Annotated in this window: 31 protein-coding genes; 8 read left to right on the top strand and 23 right to left on the bottom strand. The window is 60.9% G+C overall.

Annotated elements, in window-relative coordinates; genetic code table 11:
• Positions 1-16: 16 nt before the first annotated feature.
• The 7 genes from atpG to V1261_RS11170 are packed head-to-tail and all read right to left on the bottom strand — an operon-like array spanning position 17 to position 5,295.
• Positions 17-898 (bottom strand): F0F1 ATP synthase subunit gamma, encoded by an 882-nt coding sequence (atpG, locus tag V1261_RS11200; RefSeq protein ID WP_329771864.1) that lies wholly within the window; start codon positions 896-898, stop codon positions 17-19.
• A gap of 15 nt (positions 899-913) precedes the next feature.
• Positions 914-2,473, bottom strand: coding sequence for a F0F1 ATP synthase subunit alpha (atpA, locus tag V1261_RS11195; RefSeq protein ID WP_329771863.1), 1,560 nt, complete (start codon positions 2,471-2,473; stop codon positions 914-916).
• Positions 2,474-2,514: 41 nt separating this feature from the next.
• On the bottom strand, positions 2,515-3,045 hold the full coding sequence (locus V1261_RS11190) for a F0F1 ATP synthase subunit delta (protein WP_329771862.1): 531 nt from the start codon (positions 3,043-3,045) through the stop codon (positions 2,515-2,517).
• A gap of 12 nt (positions 3,046-3,057) precedes the next feature.
• Positions 3,058-3,528: a F0F1 ATP synthase subunit B gene (locus V1261_RS11185; RefSeq protein WP_329771861.1), complete on the bottom strand. Its 471-nt coding sequence runs from the start codon at positions 3,526-3,528 to the stop codon at positions 3,058-3,060.
• A gap of 33 nt (positions 3,529-3,561) precedes the next feature.
• On the bottom strand, positions 3,562-3,807 hold the full coding sequence (gene atpE, locus V1261_RS11180) for a F0F1 ATP synthase subunit C (RefSeq protein ID WP_018716087.1): 246 nt from the start codon (positions 3,805-3,807) through the stop codon (positions 3,562-3,564).
• A 54-nt stretch (positions 3,808-3,861) separates the two neighbouring features.
• Complete coding sequence (atpB, locus tag V1261_RS11175; protein ID WP_329771860.1) at positions 3,862-4,755, bottom strand: F0F1 ATP synthase subunit A; 894 nt, start codon at positions 4,753-4,755, stop codon at positions 3,862-3,864.
• A 27-nt stretch (positions 4,756-4,782) separates the two neighbouring features.
• Positions 4,783-5,295 carry an ATP synthase subunit I gene (locus V1261_RS11170; protein ID WP_329771859.1) on the bottom strand — a complete coding sequence of 171 codons (513 nt, stop codon included), beginning with the start codon at positions 5,293-5,295 and terminating at the stop codon, positions 4,783-4,785.
• Positions 5,296-5,576: 281 nt separating this feature from the next.
• On the opposite strand from V1261_RS11170, the gene V1261_RS11165 reads away from it, so the two are divergent.
• The 5 genes from V1261_RS11165 to speE all read left to right on the top strand — a co-directional run bounded on the left by V1261_RS11165 (position 5,577) and on the right by speE (position 9,248).
• Positions 5,577-5,861, top strand: coding sequence for a YbeD family protein (locus V1261_RS11165; protein ID WP_329771858.1), 285 nt, complete (start codon positions 5,577-5,579; stop codon positions 5,859-5,861).
• A complete protein-coding gene (lipB, locus tag V1261_RS11160) occupies positions 5,862-6,536 on the top strand; it encodes a lipoyl(octanoyl) transferase LipB (RefSeq protein ID WP_329771857.1) in 675 nt (224 codons plus the stop codon).
• A 69-nt stretch (positions 6,537-6,605) separates the two neighbouring features.
• Complete coding sequence (gene lipA / locus V1261_RS11155) at positions 6,606-7,610, top strand: lipoyl synthase (protein WP_329771856.1); 1,005 nt, start codon at positions 6,606-6,608, stop codon at positions 7,608-7,610.
• Between the two features lie 268 nt (positions 7,611-7,878).
• Positions 7,879-8,301, top strand: a complete 423-nt coding sequence (gene speD / locus V1261_RS11150; RefSeq protein WP_329771855.1) for an adenosylmethionine decarboxylase — start codon at positions 7,879-7,881, stop codon at positions 8,299-8,301.
• Positions 8,298-9,248: a polyamine aminopropyltransferase gene (gene speE, locus V1261_RS11145; RefSeq protein ID WP_329771854.1), complete on the top strand. Its 951-nt coding sequence runs from the start codon at positions 8,298-8,300 to the stop codon at positions 9,246-9,248. Before speD ends, speE begins: the two co-directional genes overlap by 4 nt.
• On the opposite strand, the gene ptsP is transcribed toward speE, so the two are convergent.
• The 3 genes from ptsP to V1261_RS11130 are packed head-to-tail and all read right to left on the bottom strand — an operon-like array spanning position 9,245 to position 11,732.
• Entirely contained in the window at positions 9,245-10,987 is a 1,743-nt protein-coding gene (gene ptsP, locus V1261_RS11140) for a phosphoenolpyruvate--protein phosphotransferase (RefSeq protein ID WP_329771853.1), read from the bottom strand. The two genes, speE and ptsP, sit on opposite strands and share 4 nt — an antisense overlap.
• A gap of 39 nt (positions 10,988-11,026) precedes the next feature.
• A complete protein-coding gene (locus V1261_RS11135; protein ID WP_026320783.1) occupies positions 11,027-11,296 on the bottom strand; it encodes an HPr family phosphocarrier protein in 270 nt (89 codons plus the stop codon).
• The gene (locus V1261_RS11130; RefSeq protein ID WP_329771851.1) at positions 11,265-11,732 is read right to left on the bottom strand and encodes a PTS sugar transporter subunit IIA; all 468 of its coding nucleotides are present in this window, start codon (positions 11,730-11,732) and stop codon (positions 11,265-11,267) included. The genes V1261_RS11135 and V1261_RS11130 overlap by 32 nt, the downstream gene beginning before the upstream one ends.
• 238 nt (positions 11,733-11,970) lie before the next feature.
• Here V1261_RS11130 and V1261_RS11125 point away from each other — a divergent pair, with 238 nt between their 5' ends.
• The gene (locus V1261_RS11125; RefSeq protein WP_329771850.1) at positions 11,971-12,468 is read left to right on the top strand and encodes a TlpA family protein disulfide reductase; all 498 of its coding nucleotides are present in this window, start codon (positions 11,971-11,973) and stop codon (positions 12,466-12,468) included.
• Here V1261_RS11125 and V1261_RS11120 read toward each other — a convergent pair whose 3' ends face one another.
• Positions 12,469-12,933, bottom strand: coding sequence for a c-type cytochrome (locus V1261_RS11120; protein ID WP_329771848.1), 465 nt, complete (start codon positions 12,931-12,933; stop codon positions 12,469-12,471).
• 137 nt (positions 12,934-13,070) lie between these two features.
• Here V1261_RS11120 and V1261_RS11115 point away from each other — a divergent pair, with 137 nt between their 5' ends.
• Entirely contained in the window at positions 13,071-13,757 is a 687-nt protein-coding gene (locus tag V1261_RS11115) for a cytochrome b/b6 domain-containing protein (protein ID WP_329771847.1), read from the top strand.
• A 4-nt stretch (positions 13,758-13,761) separates the two neighbouring features.
• Positions 13,762-14,265: a GNAT family N-acetyltransferase gene (locus tag V1261_RS11110; RefSeq protein WP_329771845.1), complete on the top strand. Its 504-nt coding sequence runs from the start codon at positions 13,762-13,764 to the stop codon at positions 14,263-14,265.
• Positions 14,266-14,352: 87 nt separating this feature from the next.
• Here the strand turns inward: V1261_RS11110 and rpsQ are convergent, their stop codons facing one another.
• From rpsQ to tuf, 12 genes are all read right to left on the bottom strand, one after another.
• Positions 14,353-14,622, bottom strand: a complete 270-nt coding sequence (gene rpsQ / locus V1261_RS11105; RefSeq protein WP_018716259.1) for a 30S ribosomal protein S17 — start codon at positions 14,620-14,622, stop codon at positions 14,353-14,355.
• Positions 14,623-14,637: 15 nt separating this feature from the next.
• Positions 14,638-14,835, bottom strand: a complete 198-nt coding sequence (gene rpmC, locus V1261_RS11100) for a 50S ribosomal protein L29 (protein ID WP_018716260.1) — start codon at positions 14,833-14,835, stop codon at positions 14,638-14,640.
• Positions 14,836-14,852: 17 nt separating this feature from the next.
• A complete protein-coding gene (gene rplP, locus V1261_RS11095) occupies positions 14,853-15,269 on the bottom strand; it encodes a 50S ribosomal protein L16 (protein WP_018716261.1) in 417 nt (138 codons plus the stop codon).
• A 29-nt stretch (positions 15,270-15,298) separates the two neighbouring features.
• Positions 15,299-16,153 carry a 30S ribosomal protein S3 gene (gene rpsC, locus V1261_RS11090; protein ID WP_329771844.1) on the bottom strand — a complete coding sequence of 285 codons (855 nt, stop codon included), beginning with the start codon at positions 16,151-16,153 and terminating at the stop codon, positions 15,299-15,301.
• Positions 16,154-16,165: 12 nt separating this feature from the next.
• Positions 16,166-16,495 carry a 50S ribosomal protein L22 gene (gene rplV, locus V1261_RS11085; RefSeq protein WP_018716263.1) on the bottom strand — a complete coding sequence of 110 codons (330 nt, stop codon included), beginning with the start codon at positions 16,493-16,495 and terminating at the stop codon, positions 16,166-16,168.
• A 9-nt stretch (positions 16,496-16,504) separates the two neighbouring features.
• On the bottom strand, positions 16,505-16,780 hold the full coding sequence (gene rpsS / locus V1261_RS11080; protein ID WP_329771843.1) for a 30S ribosomal protein S19: 276 nt from the start codon (positions 16,778-16,780) through the stop codon (positions 16,505-16,507).
• 10 nt (positions 16,781-16,790) lie between these two features.
• The gene (rplB, locus tag V1261_RS11075) at positions 16,791-17,618 is read right to left on the bottom strand and encodes a 50S ribosomal protein L2 (RefSeq protein WP_329771841.1); all 828 of its coding nucleotides are present in this window, start codon (positions 17,616-17,618) and stop codon (positions 16,791-16,793) included.
• A gap of 2 nt (positions 17,619-17,620) precedes the next feature.
• Entirely contained in the window at positions 17,621-17,935 is a 315-nt protein-coding gene (gene rplW / locus V1261_RS11070; RefSeq protein WP_329771840.1) for a 50S ribosomal protein L23, read from the bottom strand.
• Positions 17,932-18,552, bottom strand: a complete 621-nt coding sequence (gene rplD / locus V1261_RS11065) for a 50S ribosomal protein L4 (protein ID WP_329771838.1) — start codon at positions 18,550-18,552, stop codon at positions 17,932-17,934. Before rplD ends, rplW begins: the two co-directional genes overlap by 4 nt.
• Positions 18,552-19,226 (bottom strand): 50S ribosomal protein L3, encoded by a 675-nt coding sequence (gene rplC / locus V1261_RS11060; protein ID WP_329771836.1) that lies wholly within the window; start codon positions 19,224-19,226, stop codon positions 18,552-18,554. Before rplC ends, rplD begins: the two co-directional genes overlap by 1 nt.
• A gap of 249 nt (positions 19,227-19,475) precedes the next feature.
• Positions 19,476-19,787 carry a 30S ribosomal protein S10 gene (gene rpsJ / locus V1261_RS11055; RefSeq protein WP_044397456.1) on the bottom strand — a complete coding sequence of 104 codons (312 nt, stop codon included), beginning with the start codon at positions 19,785-19,787 and terminating at the stop codon, positions 19,476-19,478.
• Positions 19,788-19,800: 13 nt separating this feature from the next.
• The gene (gene tuf / locus V1261_RS11050; RefSeq protein ID WP_329771776.1) at positions 19,801-20,991 is read right to left on the bottom strand and encodes an elongation factor Tu; all 1,191 of its coding nucleotides are present in this window, start codon (positions 20,989-20,991) and stop codon (positions 19,801-19,803) included.

Genomic DNA, 20,991 nt, shown 5'->3' with positions numbered 1-20,991 from the left:
CCAATAATTTCTAGGGTTACACCGCTGCGGCACCAGCCACGATCTCGGACAGTTCTGTCGTAATCGCAGCCTGGCGGGTCTTGTTGTAGACCAGCTTCAGCTCGTGAATCACATTGCCTGCGTTGTCGGTAGCGGCCTTCATGGCCACCATGCGCGCCGATTGCTCGGACGCCATGTTTTCGGCTACGGACTGCAGCACCAGCGCTTCCACATAGCGGACCAGCAGATCGTCGATCACGGACTGTGCATCGGGCTCGTAGATGTAGTCCCAGTGCTGGGACTTGCCACTGGCCATCGTCTCTTCTGCCATCTTGCTCTGCGACAGGGGCAGCAGCTGTTCCAGCACAGGCTCCTGGCGCATGGTGTTGATGAAGCGGGTGTAGCCGATGTACACGGCGCTCAGTTCACCATTGGCATAGGCATCGAGCAGCACCTTGACCGGGCCGATCAGCTTGTCCAGCTGCGGCGTATCGCCGAGCTGGATGCTGTTGGCCACGACCTTGGCACCCATGCGGTTCAGGAAGCTGAAGCCCTTGTTGCCAATGGCCACGGCACGCGTCTCGACGCGAGCGTCCTGATTTTCACGGATCTTGTTGGTCACGCTGCGCAGCACGTTGGTGTTCATGCCACCGCACAGACCCTTGTCGGTCGTCACGACGATCAGGCCTACGGCCTTGGCATCGTCGTTCTTGACCATGAAGGGGTGAACGTATTCCGGGTTAGCAGCACCAAGGTTGGCAGCAATGTCCCGGACTTTTTCGCTGTACGGACGAGCCGCGTGCATGCGATCCTGCGCCTTGCGCATCTTGGATGCGGCCACCATTTCCATGGCCTTGGTGATCTTCTTGGTATTTTCTACCGAGGCGATCTTGCCGCGAATTTCCTTACCAGCTGCCACGTTGCTCTCCCGTGATCACGCGAAGGACTTCTTGAAGGCAGCGATGGCGTCGGCCAGCTCGGCCTCGTCCTTGCCTTCCTTGTCGAAAGCCTTGTTCTCTTCCAGACGCTGCAGCAGGGCTGCGTTCTTGTCCTTCAGGTGTGCGTGCAAACCAGATTCAAATGCCAGAACCTTCTTGACATCGATGTCGTCCAGGTAACCCTTGTTCACTGCGAACAGCGTGGCACCCATCAGGCCCACCGACAGCGGGCTGTACTGGGTCTGCTTCAGCAGTTCGGTCACGCGGGCACCGCGGTCCAGCTGCTTGCGGGTTGCTTCGTCCAGGTCAGAGGCGAACTGTGCGAACGCAGCCAGTTCACGGTACTGCGCCAGGTCGGTACGGATACCACCGGACAGGCCCTTGATCAGCTTGGTCTGTGCAGAACCACCCACGCGGGACACGGAGATACCGGCGTTAATGGCGGGACGGATACCGGCGTTGAACAGGCTGGTTTCCAGGAAGATCTGACCGTCGGTAATGGAAATCACGTTGGTCGGAACGAATGCGGACACGTCACCAGCTTGCGTCTCGATGATTGGCAGTGCCGTCAGGGAACCGGTCTTGCCAGTCACTTCACCCTTGGTGAACTCTGCCACGTAGTCGGCGTTCACGCGGGCTGCGCGCTCCAGCAGACGGCTGTGCAGGTAGAACACGTCACCCGGGTAGGCTTCACGACCCGGCGGACGACGCAGCAGCAGCGATACCTGACGGTAGGCCACGGCCTGCTTGGACAGGTCGTCATAAATGATCAGGGCGTCCTGGCCGCGGTCGCGGAAGTATTCGCCCATGGTGCAGCCTGCGTAGGCGCTCACGTACTGCATGGCTGCAGATTCGGAAGCGGAAGCAGCGACCACGATGGTGTAGTCCATGGCACCGGCACGCTCCAGTGCGCGCACCACGTTCTTGATGGACGAAGCCTTCTGACCGATGGCCACGTACACGCAGGTCATGTCCTGACCCTTCTGGTTGATGATCGCGTCAATGGCCACGGCAGTCTTGCCGGTCTGACGGTCACCAATGATCAGCTCACGCTGGCCACGGCCGATCGGCACCATGGAGTCGATCGACTTCAGGCCGGTCTGCACCGGCTGGTCCACGGATTTACGTGCGATCACGCCCGGAGCCACTTTCTCGATCACGTCCGTCATCTTGGCGTTGATCGGGCCCTTGCCGTCAATCGGCTCGCCCAGCGCGTTGACCACACGGCCAATCAGCTCGGGACCCACCGGCACTTCCAGAATGCGGCCCGTGCACTTCACGGTATCGCCTTCGGAGATGTGCTCGTAGGCACCCAGAATCACCGCACCAACGGAGTCACGCTCGAGGTTGAGCGCCAGACCGAAAGTCGGGGTGCCATCGGCGGCTGCCGGGAACTCCAGCATTTCGCCCTGCATCGCATCGGACAGGCCATACACGCGGCAAATGCCGTCAGCAACGGAGATAACAGTACCTTCGTTGCGGATGTTGGCAGTGCCTACCAGACCCTGGATGCGGCTTTTGATTTGTTCAGAAATCTCTGCGGGATTGAGTTGCATGACTCTTTCCTTCTTCCTTAATTGCCTCAGACCCGGCCCGCTTACGCAGTCAGCGCCTGTTTCATTTGTTCAATACGGGCCTTGACGGAGGTGTCGAGCACTTCGTCACCCACGACAACGCGCACGCCGCCAATCAGCTCCTGGTCAACGACCACGGTCGGCTGGAGCCTGGTGCCAAAGCGCTTTTCCAGCAGTGCCATCAGATCTGCGAGCTCGGCGCCTTCCATCGGGAAAGCACTGTAGATCACGGCATCTGCCGCCCCAGTGGCAGCATTTTTCAGCGACTCGAACTGGCTGGCGATTTCGGGCAAGGCCGCCAGGCGGCCATTGTCCACTACCAGGCGCAGGAAGTTCTTGCCTGCCTCAGGCAAGGCTGCCGGCAGCAAACCTGCAATCAGCTCGAACAGCTGCGAGCCTTGCACTTTGGGGCTGTCGGCCACCTGCAGCAGCTCGGCATTGCCGGCTACCGCAGCAAGCTGGCCCACCCACTGGGCAGTCTCATCCAGCTTGCCGGCACTTGCGTCGAACAAGGCCTGAGCATAAGGACGAGCAATGGTTGCAAGTTCAGCCATGTTCTTCCTTTATCAGAGCTCAGCCTTGAGGCGGTTGAGCAGTTCAGCGTGCACGCCAGCGTTCACTTCCTTGCGGAGGATCTGCTCGGCGCCCTTGACGGCCAGGGCAGCGACCTGTTCGCGCAGTTCTTCGCGTGCGCGAACAACCTGCTGCTGGGCTTCTGCCTGTGCGGCTGCAATGATCTTGTTGCCTTCTTCGGTGGCACGGGCCTTGGCTTCTTCCACCATGGTCTGTGCACGACGATCGGCATCGGCCATGCGGGCAGCCGCCTCATTGCGAGAGGTGGACAGCTCCGCTTCGACCTTCTTGTTCATGTCCGCCAGATCAGCCTTGGCCTTGTCAGCCGCAGCCAGTCCGTCGGCAATCTTTTGCGCCCGCTCGTCCAGCGCCTTCGTGATCGGGGGCCACACGAACTTCATCGTGAACCACACCAGGATCGCAAAGACAATGGCCTGCAGGACCAATGTTGCATTGATATTCATGTTACCCCCTTTCGGTCATGAAAGGTAACAGAATTAGATGGCGAAGGGGTTGGCGAATGCGAACAGCAGGGCGATAGCAACACCAATCAGGAAAGCCGCGTCGATCAGACCAGCCAGAATGAACATCTTGGTCTGCAGTTCGTTGATCAGCTCAGGCTGGCGTGCGGAAGATTCGAGGAACTTGCCGCCCATCAATGCAATGCCGATAGAGGCGCCAACAGCACCCAGACCGACGATCAGACCACAAGCCAGTGCAACGAGGCCGAGAATGTTTTCCATGAAAAGCTCCTAAAGGTTGGTGGAAAAGTAAAAGAAAACCAGTTGAAATTGCGATCAGTGTGCTTCGTGCGCCTGACCGGTATAGATCAGCGTCAGCATCATGAAGATGAATGCCTGCAGCGTGATGATCAGGATGTGGAAGATGGCCCACACCGAACCTGCAATGATATGACCGATGGCCAGACCGATGCCCGTGCCGCTCAGCGCCCATGCACCACCCATCAGGGCAATCAGCATGAACACCAGCTCGCCTGCAAACATGTTACCAAACAGTCGCATGCCGTGAGAGACGGTCTTGGCAACGTATTCGATGACCTGCATCAGGAAGTTGATCGGGTACAGCAGCGGGTGGTTGCCGAAGGGGGCGGCGACCAGTTCGTGCGCCCAGCCACCCAGACCCTTGATCTTGATGTTGTAGAACAGGCAGACCAGCAGCACGCCTACCGACAGGCCCAGCGTGGTGGACAGGTCAGCCGTGGGAACGATACGCATGTAGGCATGGTGCGGGTCATTTCCGGCAGCTGCGTAGCTGCGCGCCCACATTTCGGGCACCAGATCAACCGGCAGCAGGTCCAGCGCGTTCATCAGGAAGATCCAGACGAACACGGTCAGTGCCAGCGGGGAAATCAGCTTGCGGCTCTTGGCGTTGTGGATCACGCCCTTGGCCTGGTTTTCAACCATTTCGGCCATCACTTCGACGGCAGCCTGGAAACGGCCCGGAACGCCGGAGGTCGCCTTGCGGGCACCCAGCCACAGCAGCCAGCAGCCCAGCACGCCCATCAGGATCGACCAGATCAGGGAGTCTGCGTTGAACAGGCTGAAATCCACGATCTTGGTCTGCTTGACCGCCTCGAGGTTGAAGTTGTACTGCATGTGCTGCAGGTGATGGACGATGTACTCACTTGCCGTGGGGCCGTGGTTCGCCGCTTGTTCTACATTTCCAGCCATATCGATCAATCCCAAAAACAAAATTCTTCAGTGGGCCACGCTTCTGGTGCGCATCCACGCGAGCCAGTAAGCCTTCAGCGTCACTACAAATCCTGCCAGCATTGCCAGCCAGTTCATGTGCTCCCTCATCAGCAGCGGCGCCAGCGCCAGCAGCACGATGGTCAGCATGACCTTCACACCTTCCCAGGCCAGCACCGAGGCAAAGCCGAAGCCCGCTCCCAGCCGCAAACCGGCCTGTTCCTGCCTGCGTCGGCCCCGCAGCATGCCTGCGATGGCCAGTGCCGATGGCAGCAGGGCTGCCAGCACCCCGTAGATGGCAGACAGCACCACGGCTGAACTCCAGCCTGCCAGCGCTTGCACCAATCCGCTTGCCACAACCACCGCCAGCCCCGCGTATGCCTGCACCTTCCACATCTGCCACAAGGAGGGCGATGGGTTTGCAGCGCGCCAGGCTTCTGCCTGTTCTGCGGTCCAGGGAATGATCTCGTCTTCCTCTGGCGTGTCGTCGTAAGTGGCGTTGTTAACGGGATACTGCTTCATTTTACAATCCGCTACCCGTACACACAGTTGGGCACACACGAACTCCGGCGCATTATACGCAGCAACACGGCATATGACCAGTTGATGCGGATTTTTTGACAAACACCTGCTTTGTTTTCCGCCAGTTGCAGCGTTTTGCTGTAGTAGCTTGACCCCATCCGGTGTACTGACGAGGGGCGACATTGGCTTGCAAAAGCGCCACAATGCACCCATATGTTGCATATGAGGATGCCGTCCCGGCGTTCTGCAGGCAGCGGCCCGCACCAACGGAAAAAACTGACATGACCGACAATCCCCAACAAGCCACTCGGGAATCCCTGATCGAGTTTCCCTGCGCCTTTCCCATCAAGGTGATGGGCGAGCACGCAGAAGAATACATTGCCGAGATCCACGCCATTGCACGCCAGTTTGATCCCGGCTATGACGAGAGCAGCTGCGAGCTGCGCCCCAGCAGCACCGGCCGCTATATCGGCATCACGATCACGGTACAGGCCATCAACCAGCAGCAGCTGGACGACTTGTACCGTGCGCTGACCAGCCATCCGCGCTCCAAGGTAGTGCTGTAAATGGCGATCCAGATCCTGCAGCGTGGCGTGCTCGACTACGCCACCGCCTATGACGAGATGCGCGCTTTCACCGATGCGCGCGATGCCGATACGCCTGACCAGATCTGGCTGTGCGAGCACCCGCCGGTATTCACGCAAGGGCTGGCCGGCAAGGCCGAGCATGTGCTGATTCCGGGCGATATCCCGGTCGTGCAAAGCAATCGCGGCGGCCAGGTCACCTACCACGGGCCTGGTCAGGTCGTGGCCTATCCCTTGCTGGACCTGAAGCGCTCCGGCTACTTCGTGAAAGAGCTGGTCTACCGCATCGAGGAAGCGGTGCTGCGCACGCTGTCCGATTACGGCGTGACCGGACACCGCGTCGCTGGCGCGCCCGGCATCTATGTGCGGCTGGACGATCCTTTCAGCCACGCGGCGCTCAACGAGCCGCGCCTGCCGGGGCAGGAGTTCCACAATCTCGGCAAGATCGCCGCGCTGGGCATCAAGGTCAGCCGCCATTTCAGCTACCACGGCGTGGCGCTGAACGTGGCGATGGACCTGGAGCCCTACCAGCGCATCAATCCTTGCGGCTACAGCGGCCTGCAAACGATTGACCTCGCCTATTGCGGCATCCAGACCAGCTGGCAAGAGGCCGCCGACCGCCTGGGCAATGCGCTTGCGCGTCGTCTGGGCTCCTGATTCCGGCCAGCACGGCATCTGCCCTGCGGCTACACTTGCTCACCCCCTGTTTTTCGTCTGCCTTCTGCCATGAATCCCAAAACCCCCGAATCCCACAGCAGCAACCCCGTGGTGCGTGAAGCCCAGGATGTTGCCTCCTACAACCCGCTGGCCAAGCAGAAGGCCGCCGCCAAGCTGTCGCGCATTCCGGTGAAGGTGGAACAGCACGAGATCCTGCGCAAGCCCGACTGGATCCGTGTCAAGGCTGGCAGCCCCAGCACGCGCTTCTACGAAATCAAGGACATCCTGCGCCAGAACAAGCTGGTGACGGTGTGCGAGGAGGCTTCCTGCCCCAACATCGGCGAATGTTTTGGCCACGGCACCGCCACCTTCATGATCATGGGCGACAAGTGCACGCGCCGCTGCCCGTTCTGCGATGTCGGCCACGGCCGTCCGGATCCACTGGATGTGAACGAGCCGGAAAACCTGGCGAAGACGATTGCCGCGCTCAAGCTCAAGTACGTGGTCATCACCAGCGTGGACCGCGATGACCTGCGCGACGGCGGCGCGCAGCACTATGTGGACTGCATCAGCCGCACGCGCGAGCTGGCACCCAGCACCCAGATCGAGGTGCTGGTACCCGACTTCCGTGGCCGCGACGACAAGGCGCTGGAGATCCTGAAGGCGGCACCGCCGGACGTGATGAACCACAACCTGGAAACCGTGCCGCGCCTGTACAAGCAGGCGCGCCCGGGCAGCGACTACCAGTTCAGCCTGAACCTGCTGAAGAAGTTCAAGGCGATGTTCCCGCATATCCCGACCAAGAGCGGTCTGATGGTCGGCCTGGGCGAGACCGACGAGGAAATCCTCGAGGTGATGCAGGATATGCGTGCCCACGATATCGACATGCTGACGATTGGCCAGTACCTGGCGCCGAGCACCAGCCACCTGCCGGTGCGCCGCTATGTGCACCCGGACACCTTCAAGATGTTCGAGGCAAAGGCGAAGGAAATGGGCTTCAGCCACGCCGCCGTGGGTGCGCTGGTGCGCTCCAGCTACCACGCCGACCAGCAGGCACACGCCGCCGGCGTCTGAGCCTGGCAACGCACGTACAAGGCGGAACCATTTCGCCATGTACGATGGCAGGCCAACACGGCTTGCCAAATTAAATAATTCAGATTATAATCACTACCCCTCCGGCCCACAGCCGGAGCATCTTTCGTTGCTGCGCTTCGGGCGTATGCCCCAAACGGCGTCAGCAGCGGACTTCAGTCAGCACCCGTATCCCGTCAGGGATGCCCGCTGCTAGACGCCATGGAAATCCTTTTCATGGCCTTGTTGCCACCCCCTTGTGGAGATGCCATTGCAAGCTTCAACCCATTCCATTCTTCCCAAGCAGCGCCGTGCCGCACAGGACGTGCCGCGCAAGGCTGCCGGTCTGCACCTGATTGGTGACCTTTACGGCTGTGACAGCGATCCTCGCCTGATGACAGATGCCGACTATCTGGAGGCCTTCTGCAAGCAGGCGGTCGCCGATGCCGGCCTGACCACCGTAGGCAGCCTGTTCCACAGCTTTGGTGAAGGCTGCGGCGTGACCGGCGTGGTCGTGCTGGCGGAATCGCACCTGTCACTGCACACCTGGCCGGAAGATGGTTATGTGACACTGGACGTCTATGTCTGCAGCTATGACTGCGACAACAGCAGCAAGGCCGAAGCGCTGTTCAAGACCATGATGAACGCCTTCGACCCGGAAGACCCGCACCTGCATCGCGTGGTCCGCGCATGAAGCCCCCCGCTGACCGCTTTGCGCTGGAACAGCTGACGGCCGAATTCGGTTTCTACCTGCGCGCCGGTGCACTGCTGGCCGAGCAGCGTTCCGACATGCAGCACATCGAGATCCTGGAGACGCCGCTGTTTGGCCGCGCCATGCGCATTGACGGCTGCTTCATGACCTCCGAGCGCGACGAATTCTTCTACCACGAACCGATGATCCACCTGCCGGCGGTATCGCTTGGCAGCCCGAAATCGGCGCTGGTGATCGGCGGCGGCGATGGCGGCTCCATCGAGGAGCTGCTCAAGTACCCCGAGATGCAGCGCGTGGTGCTGGCCGAGCTGGACAGCGAAGTCATCGACATGGCGCGCGAGTGGCTGCCGCAGATCCACCGCGGTGCCTTTGACGATCCGCGCCTGGAAATCCGTCTGGGCGATGGCCGCCAGTTCGTGGAACAGTGCGAAGAGCGCTTTGACCAGATCGTGCTGGACCTGACCGATCCCTTTGGTCCGGCGGTACAGCTCTACACCAGCGAGTTCTACGCCAGCTGCCGTCGTGCGCTGCAGCCGGGCGGCGTGCTGTCGCTGCATATCCAGTCGCCGATCCACCGACCCGATACGCTGGCGCGCATCGTGGCATCGCTGCGCGAGGTGTTTCCGGTGGTGCGCCCCTACATGCAGTACGTGCCGCTGTACGGCACGCAGTGGGCGATGGCCATGGCCTCCGACAGCACCGACCCGCTGACGCTGACAGCTGACGAGGTGGATCAGCGCATCGCCGCATTGGGCCTGCGCGACCTGCAGCTCTACAACGGCGCCATGCACCAGGCGCTGCTGGCGCAGCCGAACTACCTGCGCGAGCTGCTGGCGCAGCCGGCCGAACCGATCCGCGACGACAAGGCCCTGCAGGATCCGAGTTTGCAGCCGGAAGACTTCGACCCGCTGCAGGTGTCCCGCGCTTAAGACCGCATCAGGCTGGCCGGATCACGGCTGGCCAGCACCTGTTGCGCCCAGTCCTTGAGCTTGCCGGCATCGGCGCGCACGATTTCCTGCTTGACCGCAAGGATCTGCGCCGGGTGCATGGAAAAGCTGCGCAGGCCCAGTCCCAGCAGCAGGCGCGTGAAGCTGGTGTCACCCGCCATTTCGCCGCAAACCGATACCGGCTTGCCGGCATCGATGGCAGCCTGGATCGTCATCGCCAGCAGCTGCAGTACGGCCGGGTGCAGCGGATCGTAGAGATGCGCGACCAATTCGTCGGCGCGGTCAATCGCCAGCGTGTACTGGATCAGGTCGTTGGTGCCAATCGACAGAAAGTCGAAATGTTCGAGGAACATGCGCGCGGTGAGGGCCGCCGCCGGCACCTCGATCATGGCGCCCAGCAGCACCTCGCCGTACACCATGCCTTTCTCGTCCAGCTGCTGGCGTGCCATATCCAGCATCTGCAACGTCTGGCGGATCTCGCTTTCATGCGCCAGCATCGGGATCAACACGTGCACGCGTCCGAGCGCAGCCGCGCGCAGGATGGCGCGCAGCTGGGTCAGGAACATCGCCGGCTCGGCCAGGCTCCAGCGGATGGCACGCAATCCCAGCGCCGGATTCAGGTGTGCCAGATCCGGCACGCTGTCGTCCAGCGGCTTGTCGGCACCGACGTCAATCGTGCGGATCGTCAGCGGCAGGCCTTGCATGCCTTCCAGCGCCTGGCAATAGGCGCGGTATTGCTCTTCTTCATCCGGATGGTGCTGCTTGCGCCCCATGAACAGGAATTCGCTACGGAACAGGCCGACGCCGACGGCCCCGGCAGCCAGCGCCGCCTGGGTATCCTGTGGCAGCTCGATATTCGCCAGCAGCTCGACCTTCTGGCCATCCAGCGTGACCGATGGCGTATTGAGCATGCGCAGCAGGCGCGTCTTGTCCAGCTCGTCCTGGCGCTGGCGGAAACTGTATTCGTCCAGCACGATGGGCGAGGGGTTGACCAGCATCACGCCGGCATCGCCGTCGATGACGATCCAGTCGTCCTGCTGCACCAGCCGGCTGGCGCCACGCGCGCCCACCACCGCCGGAATGCCCATGCTGCGCGCCACGATCGCCGTGTGCGAGGTCTTGCCACCGACATCAGTAACAAAGCCCTTGAACACACTCTGGCGGAATTGCAGCATGTCGGACGGTGTCAGGTCGTGCGCCACCAGCACCAGCGGCACATCGGCCGCATCCAGGCACTCGCTGCCACTGCTGGCCGGTGCCTGCATCGCCAAGGGCGATTCCTCGCCCTGGATGCGCTTGATCAGGCGCTCGATCACCTGCTCCAGATCCGCCTTGCGCTCGCGCAGGTAGGGATCGTCCATCTCCTCGAACTGGCGCGCCAGCCGCTCGAACTGCGTCGACAGCGCCCAGCCGGCGTTGTAGAGGCGATCGGCAATCCAGTAACGCACGCCGCTATAAAGTTCATCATCCTGCAGCAGCAGCATGTGCACTTCCAGCAGTGCCGCCACTTCGCCCGGCATGTCCTTGTTCATGGTCGCCAGCAGCAGCTGGATTTCCTGCACCAGCGCATCACGCGCCTCGTACACGCGCGCGATTTCTGCCTCGACCTGTTCGGCATCGATGAAATAGTGCCCGACATCGGCCCGGCTGGACGCGATCACCACGGCACGGCCAATGCCGACGCCACGCCCCACGCCAATGCCATGGATCGATATCGTCATGCTGCCTGTCTCCTGTCTGTCGTACTGCTGCTGCCCGGCTTATTCGCCTTCACCGAACTTGTCGTTGATCAGGGCCAGCAGCGCGTCCATCGCTTCCTGTTCCTGCTCGCCACTGGTTTCTAGCGTGACCTCGGTGCCGATACCGGCTGCCAGCATCATCACGCCCATGATGCTCTTGGCGTTCACGCGGCGGCTGCCGCGCGTCATCCAGACTTCGCAGGGAAAGGAACCGGCCAGCTTGGTGAGCTTGGCCGAAGCACGGGCATGCAAGCCCAGTCTATTGCTGATGGTGATGTCTTGCTGAATCATGGGGGAGATCTCGTTGCTGATTCTGGACCGGTGTATAGGCAAACGCCATGATGCCCTGCTGGGCACCTGCCATGGCACGTTCGACCAGCTCATCCAGGGGCAGTTCCGCATAGCAGGTGGCACGCAGCAGCATCGGCAGGCTCATGCCGCTCAGGGCGCGGACCTGCATGCCGTGCACATCGGCTGGCACCGATTGCAACAGCCGCTGCACCACGTTCGATGGCGTGGCACCGAACACATCGGTCAGGATCAGCACGCCCTCGGCCGGTAGACGCTGCAACAACTGCAGGGCGCGCTGCTGCGTCACATCCGGGGCTTCCTGGGGCGGCACGTCCAGTGCCAGCACGCGCTCGCCACAATCCGGAAAGACGTGCAGGGCGCACTGGCGCATCGCCTCGGCCAACGGGTCATGGGCAACGATCAGAATCTGGTTCATGCTGTCACGCCTTGCGCGCGTGCTCCATCCTGTCGAAAGTTCACGGCTGTGTCAGATCCAGGGTACCGGACCTGGCGAAAGTCGTCATCAGACTGTGTTCTCAGCCTGATAGCGATCTGACAGTATAGGTGACAATCTGTTTCAGTGCAGGCTGCCATGTCCCATGATGCTGGCGGGTATCGGCACAAACGCTACACTAGCCATCTGTTTCCGTTATCTGCGCCTGCGCCATCCCACCATGAAACTCATATTCCGCCTCATGGCCATCCTCGCCATTGTCGGCGTGGCGGCTGCCACCTATTTTTCGCTCAATAACAACAACTCCGCACCGCAATCCAGCTTCCTGATGCTGGATGGCAGCCAGAAGACCACCGCCGACTGGAAAGGCCATGTCACGCTGGTCAATTTCTGGGCTACCAGCTGCACCACCTGTGTCGCAGAAATGCCGATGCTGAGCCAGACATTCGAGAAGTACCAGGGGCAGGGCTATCGCACCGTCGCCGTGGCCATGCAGTACGATCCGCCCGAATACGTGAACAACTTCGTACAGTCACGCAAGCTGCCGTTTGAGGTGGCACTGGACAACACTGGCGGCATTGCCAAGGAATGGGGCGATATCACCATTACCCCCACCACCTTCCTGCTCAACAAGCAGGGCGAGATCGTCAAGCAGTACGTCGGCGCGCCCAACGAGAAAGAACTGCACAGCCTGATCGAGAAGCTGCTGGCCTCCTGATCAGCGTGACTGCTTGTGACGGAAGGCGTCGTGGCAGGACTTGCAACTTTGTGAGGTCGTGCTGAAAGCCTGCTTCAGTGCATCCAGCTGGCCGCTGCTGGCTGCTTTTGACAGGCCTGCCGCAGCCTGCCTGAAGTCGACAGCCTCCTGCTGGAAGCGTGCGCTGTCAGTCCAGATCTCCGGCCTGGCACGCGTATCACCCTTGTCTGTCCCCGGCACAAATCCCGCCCAGGGCAGATGCGCCAGGTAAGCTACCACATCGGCATGCAGCCTGGCCGCAGCAGGATCGTAGCTCGCCTTGCCCGTAGCCATGGCTCCCAACGGGGTCATATGCGCCTGCATCAGGCTGAAAGCGCTCTGGCGGTAGGCAATGGCTTCCTCGGGCTTGGCAAAATGCTGGGCCGATGCCGCAGCGCCACTCAACAGCAGCACGGCAGCAGCAGAAAGGTGGAATAGGCGTTTCATGCAGATGGTCCTTGTTCTCTTCAGCCACATAGGCTGCTTGTCGACAGGCCCCCACTATAAGTCAGCTGCCGTAGCCCTGTGATAGAGTAAAAGATTCATCTCTTGCCTTGCTGTCAGAAGCCCCAGCACGATTCCTGATGACACCACCTTCTTCCCGTACGCCGATCCGGATCTGGGATCTTCCTACCCGCCTGTTTCACTGGCTGCTGGTGCTGCTGGTTGCCGGCATGTTCATTACCGCCAGCCTGGGCGGTCTCTGGATGGACTGGCATATCCGCCTCGGCCAGCTGGTCTGTGGCCTGCTGCTGTTCCGGCTTGTCTGGGGCCTGGTCGGCGGTCGCTGGTCACGCTTTGCGGCCTTGCAGCTGCATCCGTGCAGCCTGATGCAACAAGCCTCAGTGCATCGCGACGAAGCAGACGCCCCAGGCCACACTCCATCCGGTTCCTGGTCGATCCTGCTGATGCTGCTGCTGTTGCTGGCCCAGGCCGTGAGCGGGCTGTTCAGCACCGACGATATCGCCTTTGCCGGCCCCTTGGCGAGCCTGGTTTCCGAGGAGCGCAGCCAGTGGTTTACCCGCGTGCATCACTGGGGGCAAAACCTGATACTGGTCTTTATCGCCCTGCACGTGCTGGCTGTACTGTACCAGAGCCTGATACGGCGCAAGCCACTGATTCGGCCCATGCTGGACGGCAACAAGACCTTGCCCGCCAACACGCCTCCCAGCCAGGACACTGCGACTCGTCGCCTGCTGGCGCTAGTGTTGCTCTGCCTGTGCATCGGCCTGGTCTGGTGGCTGGCCACCCTGTCATCTTCTTCCTTCTGATTGCATGCCTGATCTCCCTGAAGCGCCGCCTACCATCAGCCTGCTGACCGTGACCGACGGGCAGCTGCTTGACCAAGCACGCCAGATCGTCCAGGAATACGCAGACAGTCTGGATATTCCACTGGATTTCCAGGATTTCGAACGCGAAATGGCCGAATTTCCCGGCGACTACACGCCGCCCGGTGGTGCCTTGCTGCTGGCCCTGGTCGATGGCGCCGTGGCCGGCTGCTGCGCCATGCGCCCCCTGCCTGATTCCGACTACGCCGATGCTGCCGAAATGAAGCGCCTGTACGTGCGTCCCATGTTCCGAGGTTTTGGCCTGGGCCGTACGCTGACTGAAGGTATTCTGGACGCGGCCCGCATGGCCGGCTACCAGCACGTACTGTTGGACACCATCAGCGAGATGGAGGCCGCCCGCGCCCTGTACGAGGAGCTGGGCTTTGTCGAGATCCCGCCGTACTACTACAACCCACACGCCGGCACACACTACCTGATGCTGGCCCTGTAAGCCACAGGCACAAAAAAACGCCCCATCCGGTAGGAGTGGGGCGTTACAGCCTGCACCCGATGGGGCAGGCCGGAAGGATGGGTGGGATCAGACCACGGCAGCCTTCTGAACCAGGCGGGTTGCCACCCAGTTCTTGGTCTTCGACAGCGGACGGCTCTCGGTAATCTCGATGATGTCGCCCAGCTTGTACTCACCATTCTCGTCGTGAGCGTGGTACTTGCTGGTCTTGATCATGATCTTGCCGTAGATCGGGTGCATCACGCGACGCTCGATCATCACAGTCACGGTCTTGTTGCGCTTGTCGCTTACCACCTTGCCAACCAAGGTGCGCTTGAGGGAGGTTTTTGCTTCCGTCATGTTGTCACTCCTTGATTACTTGGCGGCTTGTTTCTTCTCGGCAAGAATAGTCTTGGCGCGAGCGATGTCACGGCGCGTCTGGCGCAGTGCAGCCGTGTTTTGCAGTTGCTGGGTGCCCTTTTGCATGCGCAGACCGAAGTGGGCCTTTTGCAGGTCCTTGATTTCGGCCTCGACGCCAGCGATGTCCTTGTTGCGCAGATCAGTCGTTTTCATAATAGTCATCCTCCTGATCAGGCGCCCAGACGGCGCTCGGCAAACGTGGTGCGCAGCGGCAGCTTGGCAGCGGCCAGCGTGAACGCTTCACGTGCCAGTTGCTCGGGAACGCCCATGATTTCAAACAGCATCTTGCCGGGCTGGATTTCAGCCACGTAGTACTCCGGGTTACCCTTACCGTTACCCATACGCACTTCTGCGGGCTTCTGGGAAATCGGCTTGTCGGGGAACACACGGATCCAGATGCGGCCGCCACGCTTCACGTGACGGGAAATCGCACGACGTGCAGATTCGATTTGACGGGCAGTCAGGCGACCACGGTCGGTCGACTTCAGACCGAAATCACCGAAGGACACCTCGTTGCCACGGGTAGCCAGACCGGTGTTGCGGCCTTTCTGCTCTTTGCGGTATTTTCTGCGTGCAGGTTGCAGCATGATTCTTCTCCTAGGTCAGCCGAACAGGATTATTCGGCTGCGGTGCCGTCCGCTGCTGCAGCGGGCGCGTTACGGACGCGCTTAACGGCGGGGGTGGCTGCGCCAGAGGCTTCAGCCGGCTTGTCACTGCCATCAGCCGGAGCGGTGTTGCCACCGATGCGGCGGGTGCGCGGACGGTCGTTGCCGCGGCCATCGCGACGGCCACGCGGACGACGCTCGTCTTCACGCGGTTCGGCTGCCACGGGCACATCGTTGCGGCCCAGGTTGTCGCCCTTGTAGACCCACACCTTGACACCGATGATGCCGTAGGTGGTTTCTGCTTCGGACACACCGTAGTCGATGTCGGCGCGCAGCGTGTGCAGCGGCACACGGCCTTCACGGTACCACTCGGTACGGGCGATCTCGATGCCGTTCAGACGACCGGCAGACATGATCTTGATGCCCTGGGCACCCATGCGCATGGCGTTCTGCATGGCGCGCTTCATGGCGCGACGGAACATGATGCGCTTTTCCAGCTGCTGGGTGATGCTGTCGGCGATCAGCTTGGCATCGATTTCGGGCTTGCGCACTTCTTCGATGTTCACGGCCACCGGAACACCCAGCATGGTGTTCAGTTCGCGCTTCAGGTTTTCGATGTCCTCACCCTTCTTGCCGATCACCACGCCCGGACGAGCGGAGAAGATCGTGATGCGGGCGCTCTTGGCAGGGCGCTCGATCAGGATGCGGGAAACAGAAGCGTTCTTCAGTTTCTTGGCCAGGTATTCGCGAACCTTGATGTCTTCGGCCAGCATGCCGGCGAAGTCACGGTTGTTGGCATACCAACGGCTGTTCCAGTTACGGCTTACCGCCAGGCGGAAACCGGTAGGATGAATTTTTTGTCCCATTGCTTACACCTTTCAGTTGCCAACCGTCACGTACACGTGGCACGTGGGCTTGCTGATACGGTTACCGCGGCCTTTGGCGCGGGCGGTGAAGCGCTTGAGCGTCGGGCCTTGTTCGACGTAGATGGTCTTGACCTTCAGATCGTCGATATCGGCACCGTCGTTGTGCTCGGCGTTGGCAATGGCGGACTCCAGGGCCTTCTTGATGATCACGGCAGCTTTCTTCTGCGTGAACGTCAGGATCTGCAGGGCCTGATCCACTTTCTTGCCACGAATCATGTCGGCGACCAGACGGCCTTTATCGACCGACAGACGGACGCCACGAACAATTGCACGTGTTTCCATGGTCTTTCCTTATCTCTTCGCTTTCTTGTCTGCCGCGTGACCCTTGTAGGTACGGGTCAGGGCAAATTCACCCAGCTTGTGACCAACCATCTGGTCAGTCACATAAACCGGCACGTGCTGCTTGCCGTTGTGCACGGCGATCGTCAGACCGATGAACTCGGGCAGGATCATGGAGCGACGCGACCAGGTCTTCACCGGCTTCTTGTCATGGGTTTCGACGGCCTTTTCAACCTTGGCCATCAGGTGATGGTCTACGAATGGACCCTTTTTGAGAGAACGAGCCATTGTCTACCCCTTATTTCTTGCGACGCGACACAATCATGGACTGCGTGCGCTTGTTGTTACGAGTACGGTAGCCCTTGGTCAGGTTGCCCCACGGATCGACAGGCGCCATACCGGTACCGGTACGACCTTCACCACCACCATGCGGGTGGTCGATCGGGTTCATGGCAACGCCGCGTACGGTCGGGCGGATACCCAGCCAGCGCTTGGCACCGGCCTTGCCCAGTTGGCGCAGGCTGTGCTCTTCGTTGGCGACTTCACCGATGGTGGCGCGGCATTCGATGTGGATGCGGCGGACTTCACCGGAGCGCAGACGCACCTGGGCGTACACGCCTTCGCGGGCCAGCAGGGTAGCGGAAGTACCAGCGGAGCGTGCAATCTGCGCGCCCTTGCCTGCCTTCAGCTCGATGCAGTGGATGGTGGAACCGACCGGGATGTTGCGGATCGGCAGGGTATTGCCCACGCGGATCGGCGCTTCAGAGCCGCTCACGATGCTGGCGCCCACTTCCAGGTGGCGCGGAGCGATGTGGTAGCGGCGCTCGCCGTCGGCGTAGCACACCAGCGCGATGTGCGCGGTACGGTTCGGATCGTATTCGATACGCTCGACCTTGGCGGGGATGCCGTCCTTGTCAGCGCGCACAAAGTCGACCACACGGTAGTGGTGGCGATGACCGCCGCCCTTGTGGCGCACGGTGATGTGACCATTGTGGTTACGGCCGGCCTTCTGGAACTGGGGTTCCAGCAGGGGAGCGTAACCGGCACCCTTGTGCAGGTGGTCACGGGACACCTTGATGGCGTGACGGCGACCAGAGGAGGTCGGTTTGATTTGGATAACAGCCATGATTAAGCAGCCTCCCCAGACAGGTTCAGCTCGGCACCTTCCTTGAGGGACACATAGGCCTTGCGCACGTTGTTGCGGCGACCGATGCTACGGCCGAAGCGCTTGACCTTGCCCTTGGTGTTGACTACGGACACGCCGGTCACTTCCACGTTGAACAGCAGTTCAACAGCGGCCTTGATCTCGGGCTTGCTAGCGTCCTGCAGCACCTTGAAGGTAACGACATTGGATTTTTCGGCAACCATGGTGGCCTTTTCGGACACAACGGGAGCCACCAGAACGGCCATCAGACGGCCTTCGTCAAATTTCTGCGTGCTCATGCGAACATCTCCTGCAGCTTGTCGAGTGCAGCCTTGGTCACCAGGACTTTCTTGTAGTAGACCAGGGACAGGGGATCGACATAACGCGGCTCGACAACCAGCACGTGGCCGAGGTTGCGGGAAGCCAGGTACAGGTTCTCATCGACGTTCTCGGTGATCACCAGCACGGAGTCCAGATTCATGGCCTTGAACTTGGAAGCCAGGGCCTTGGTCTTGGGAGTATCAACCGTCAGGTTGTCCACCACGGACAGGCGACCGTCGCGCACCAGCTGCGACAGGATCACGGACATGCCCACGCGGTACATCTTCTTGTTGATCTTCTGGCTGAAGTTTTCTTCAGGCGTATTCGGGAAAGCGCGACCGCCTCCACGCCAGATCGGGGAAGACGTCATACCGGCACGTGCGTTACCAGTGCCCTTCTGACGGAACGGCTTCTTGGTAGAGTGCTTGACGGTTTCGCGGTTCTTCTGCTGACGCGTACCCTGGCGGGCATTGGCCTGATAGGCCACCACCATCTGGTGCACCAGCGTTTCGTTGTAATCGCGGCCGAAGACGGTCTCGTTCACGTCCACGGCGGCTGCGGACTGACCTTGTTCATTCAGGAGTTCGATTTGCATCAGTTGGCTCCTTCGGCTGCTTTAGCCTTCACGGCCGGACGCACGGACACGAAGCCACCCTTGGCACCAGGAATGGCACCCTTGATCAGCAGCAGCTGACGAGCTTCGTCGATACGCACGACGGACAGATTTTGCGTGGTGACGGTTTCATCGCCCATGTGGCCGGTCATCTTCTTGCCGGGGAACACGCGACCGGGGTCTTGTGCCATGGAGATGGAGCCGGGCACACGGTGCGAACGGCTGTTACCGTGCGAAGCACGCTGGGAACTGAAGTTGTGGCGCTTGATGGTACCAGCGTAGCCCTTACCGATCGAAGTACCCTGCACGTCCACCTTCTGGCCGACGCTGAACAGCTCGGTCACAGGCAGGGCAGTACCGGCGGCGTACTTGCCAGCGGTTTCTTCAGTCACGCGGAATTCACGAACGACCTCGCCGGCTTCGACGCCAGCTTTTGCCAGATGGCCGGCTTGCGGCTTGGTGACGCGCGAGGCGCGGCGCTTGCCATACGTGACCTGCAGGGCCACATAGCCGTCGTTGGCTTCGGTCTTGACCTGGGTCACGCGGTTGTCAGACACGTCAACCACCGTGACAGGGATGGATTCCCCGTCGTCGGTGAAGACACGCATCATGCCCACCTTGCGGCCCAGCAAACCCATGTGTTTGCTCAGACTCATTGTTTTCTCCGTAACTTTCACCATGACCGACTGCAATTGGCCAGCCACGTTGTTGCGTGAAAGACTGTTAATAAAACCCCGCACACCTGGATTGCGCACGAAAAAAACATGCGCGCAAAAGTGCACGAAGCCTTGCATTGTAGACTGCGCCAAAAAATTGTGCAATAGCCTGCAATGAAAACGGCCGGGGATGTTGCTCCCCGGCCGCAAGCCGTTCTGCCCCGCAGGGCAGTCCAGCAAGTCAAGGCATTACTGCAGCTTGATCTCTACGTCCACGCCTGCCGGCAGGTCCAGCTTCATCAGCGCGTCAACGGTCTTGTCGGTCGGGTCGACAATGTCCATCAGGCGCTGGTGGGTGCGGATCTCCAGCTGGTCACGGCTGCTCTTGTTCACGTGGGGCGAACGCAGGATGTCGAAACGCTTCATGCGTGTCGGCAGCGGCACCGGACCCTTGACGATGGCGCCGGTACGCTTGGCGGTATCGACGATCTCGGCAGCGGACTGGTCGATCAGCTTGTAATCGAAAGCCTTCAGGCGGATGCGGATCTTTTGCTTGGACATGTATGAATGCTCCTTACGCGATGATCTTGGCAACCACGCCAGCGCCCACGGTACGGCCACCTTCGCGGATGGCGAAACGCAGGCCTTCTTCCATGGCGATCGGGGCGATCAGCTTCACGGTGATGGACACGTTGTCACCCGGCATCACCATTTCCTTGTCGGCCGGCAGCTCGATGGAACCGGTCACGTCCGTGGTACGGAAGTAGAACTGGGGACGGTAGTTGTTGAAGAACGGCGTGTGACGGCCACCTTCGTCCTTGGACAGCACGTACACCTCGGCGGTGAACTCGGTGTGCGGCTTGATGGAGCCCGGCTTGCACAGCACCTGGCCGCGCTCGACGTCTTCACGCTTGGTGCCACGCAGCAGGATACCGACGTTGTCGCCAGCCTGACCCTGGTCCAGCAGCTTGCGGAACATTTCCACGCCCGTGCAGGTCGTCTTCTGGGTGTCCTTGATACCCACGATCTCGATTTCCTCGCCGACCTTGATAATGCCGCGCTCGACGCGACCGGTCACCACGGTACCACGGCCGGAGATGGAGAACACGTCTTCCACCGGCATCAGGAAAGTGCCGTCCACGGCGCGCTCGGGCGTCGGGATGTAGCTATCCAGGGCTTCGGCCAGCTTCATGATGGCGCCTTCGCCCAGGTCGCCGGTGTCGCCTTCCAGCGCCATCTTGGCAGAACCCTTCACGATCGGGGTGTCGTCACCCGGGAAGTCGTACTTGCTCAGCAGCTCGCGCACTTCCATCTCGACCAGCTCCAGCAGCTCCTCGTCGTCCACCATGTCGCACTTGTTCAGGAACACGATGATGTAGGGCACGCCAACCTGACGGGACAGCAGGATGTGCTCGCGCGTCTGGGGCATCGGGCCGTCAGCAGCGGAACAGACCAGGATAGCGCCGTCCATCTGGGCCGCACCGGTAATCATGTTCTTCACATAGTCCGCGTGGCCGGGGCAGTCCACGTGTGCGTAGTGGCGGTTGGCCGTTTCGTACTCGACGTGGGAAGTGTTGATAGTGATGCCGCGGGCCTTTTCTTCGGGCGCGTTATCGATCTGGCTGTAGTCGCGGGCGTCGCCGCCGAACTTCCTGGCCAGCACGGTAGCGATCGCTGCCGTCAGGGTGGTCTTGCCGTGGTCCACGTGACCGATGGTGCCTACGTTGACGTGCGGCTTGCTCCGTTCAAACTTTTCTTTTGCCAT

The sequence above is a fragment of the Brachymonas sp. J145 genome (assembly GCF_036312245.1).
GTDB classification, from domain to species: Bacteria; Pseudomonadota; Gammaproteobacteria; order Burkholderiales; family Burkholderiaceae_C; genus Brachymonas; species Brachymonas wangyanguii.
This window is presented reverse-complemented; position numbering and strand designations above follow the sequence as displayed.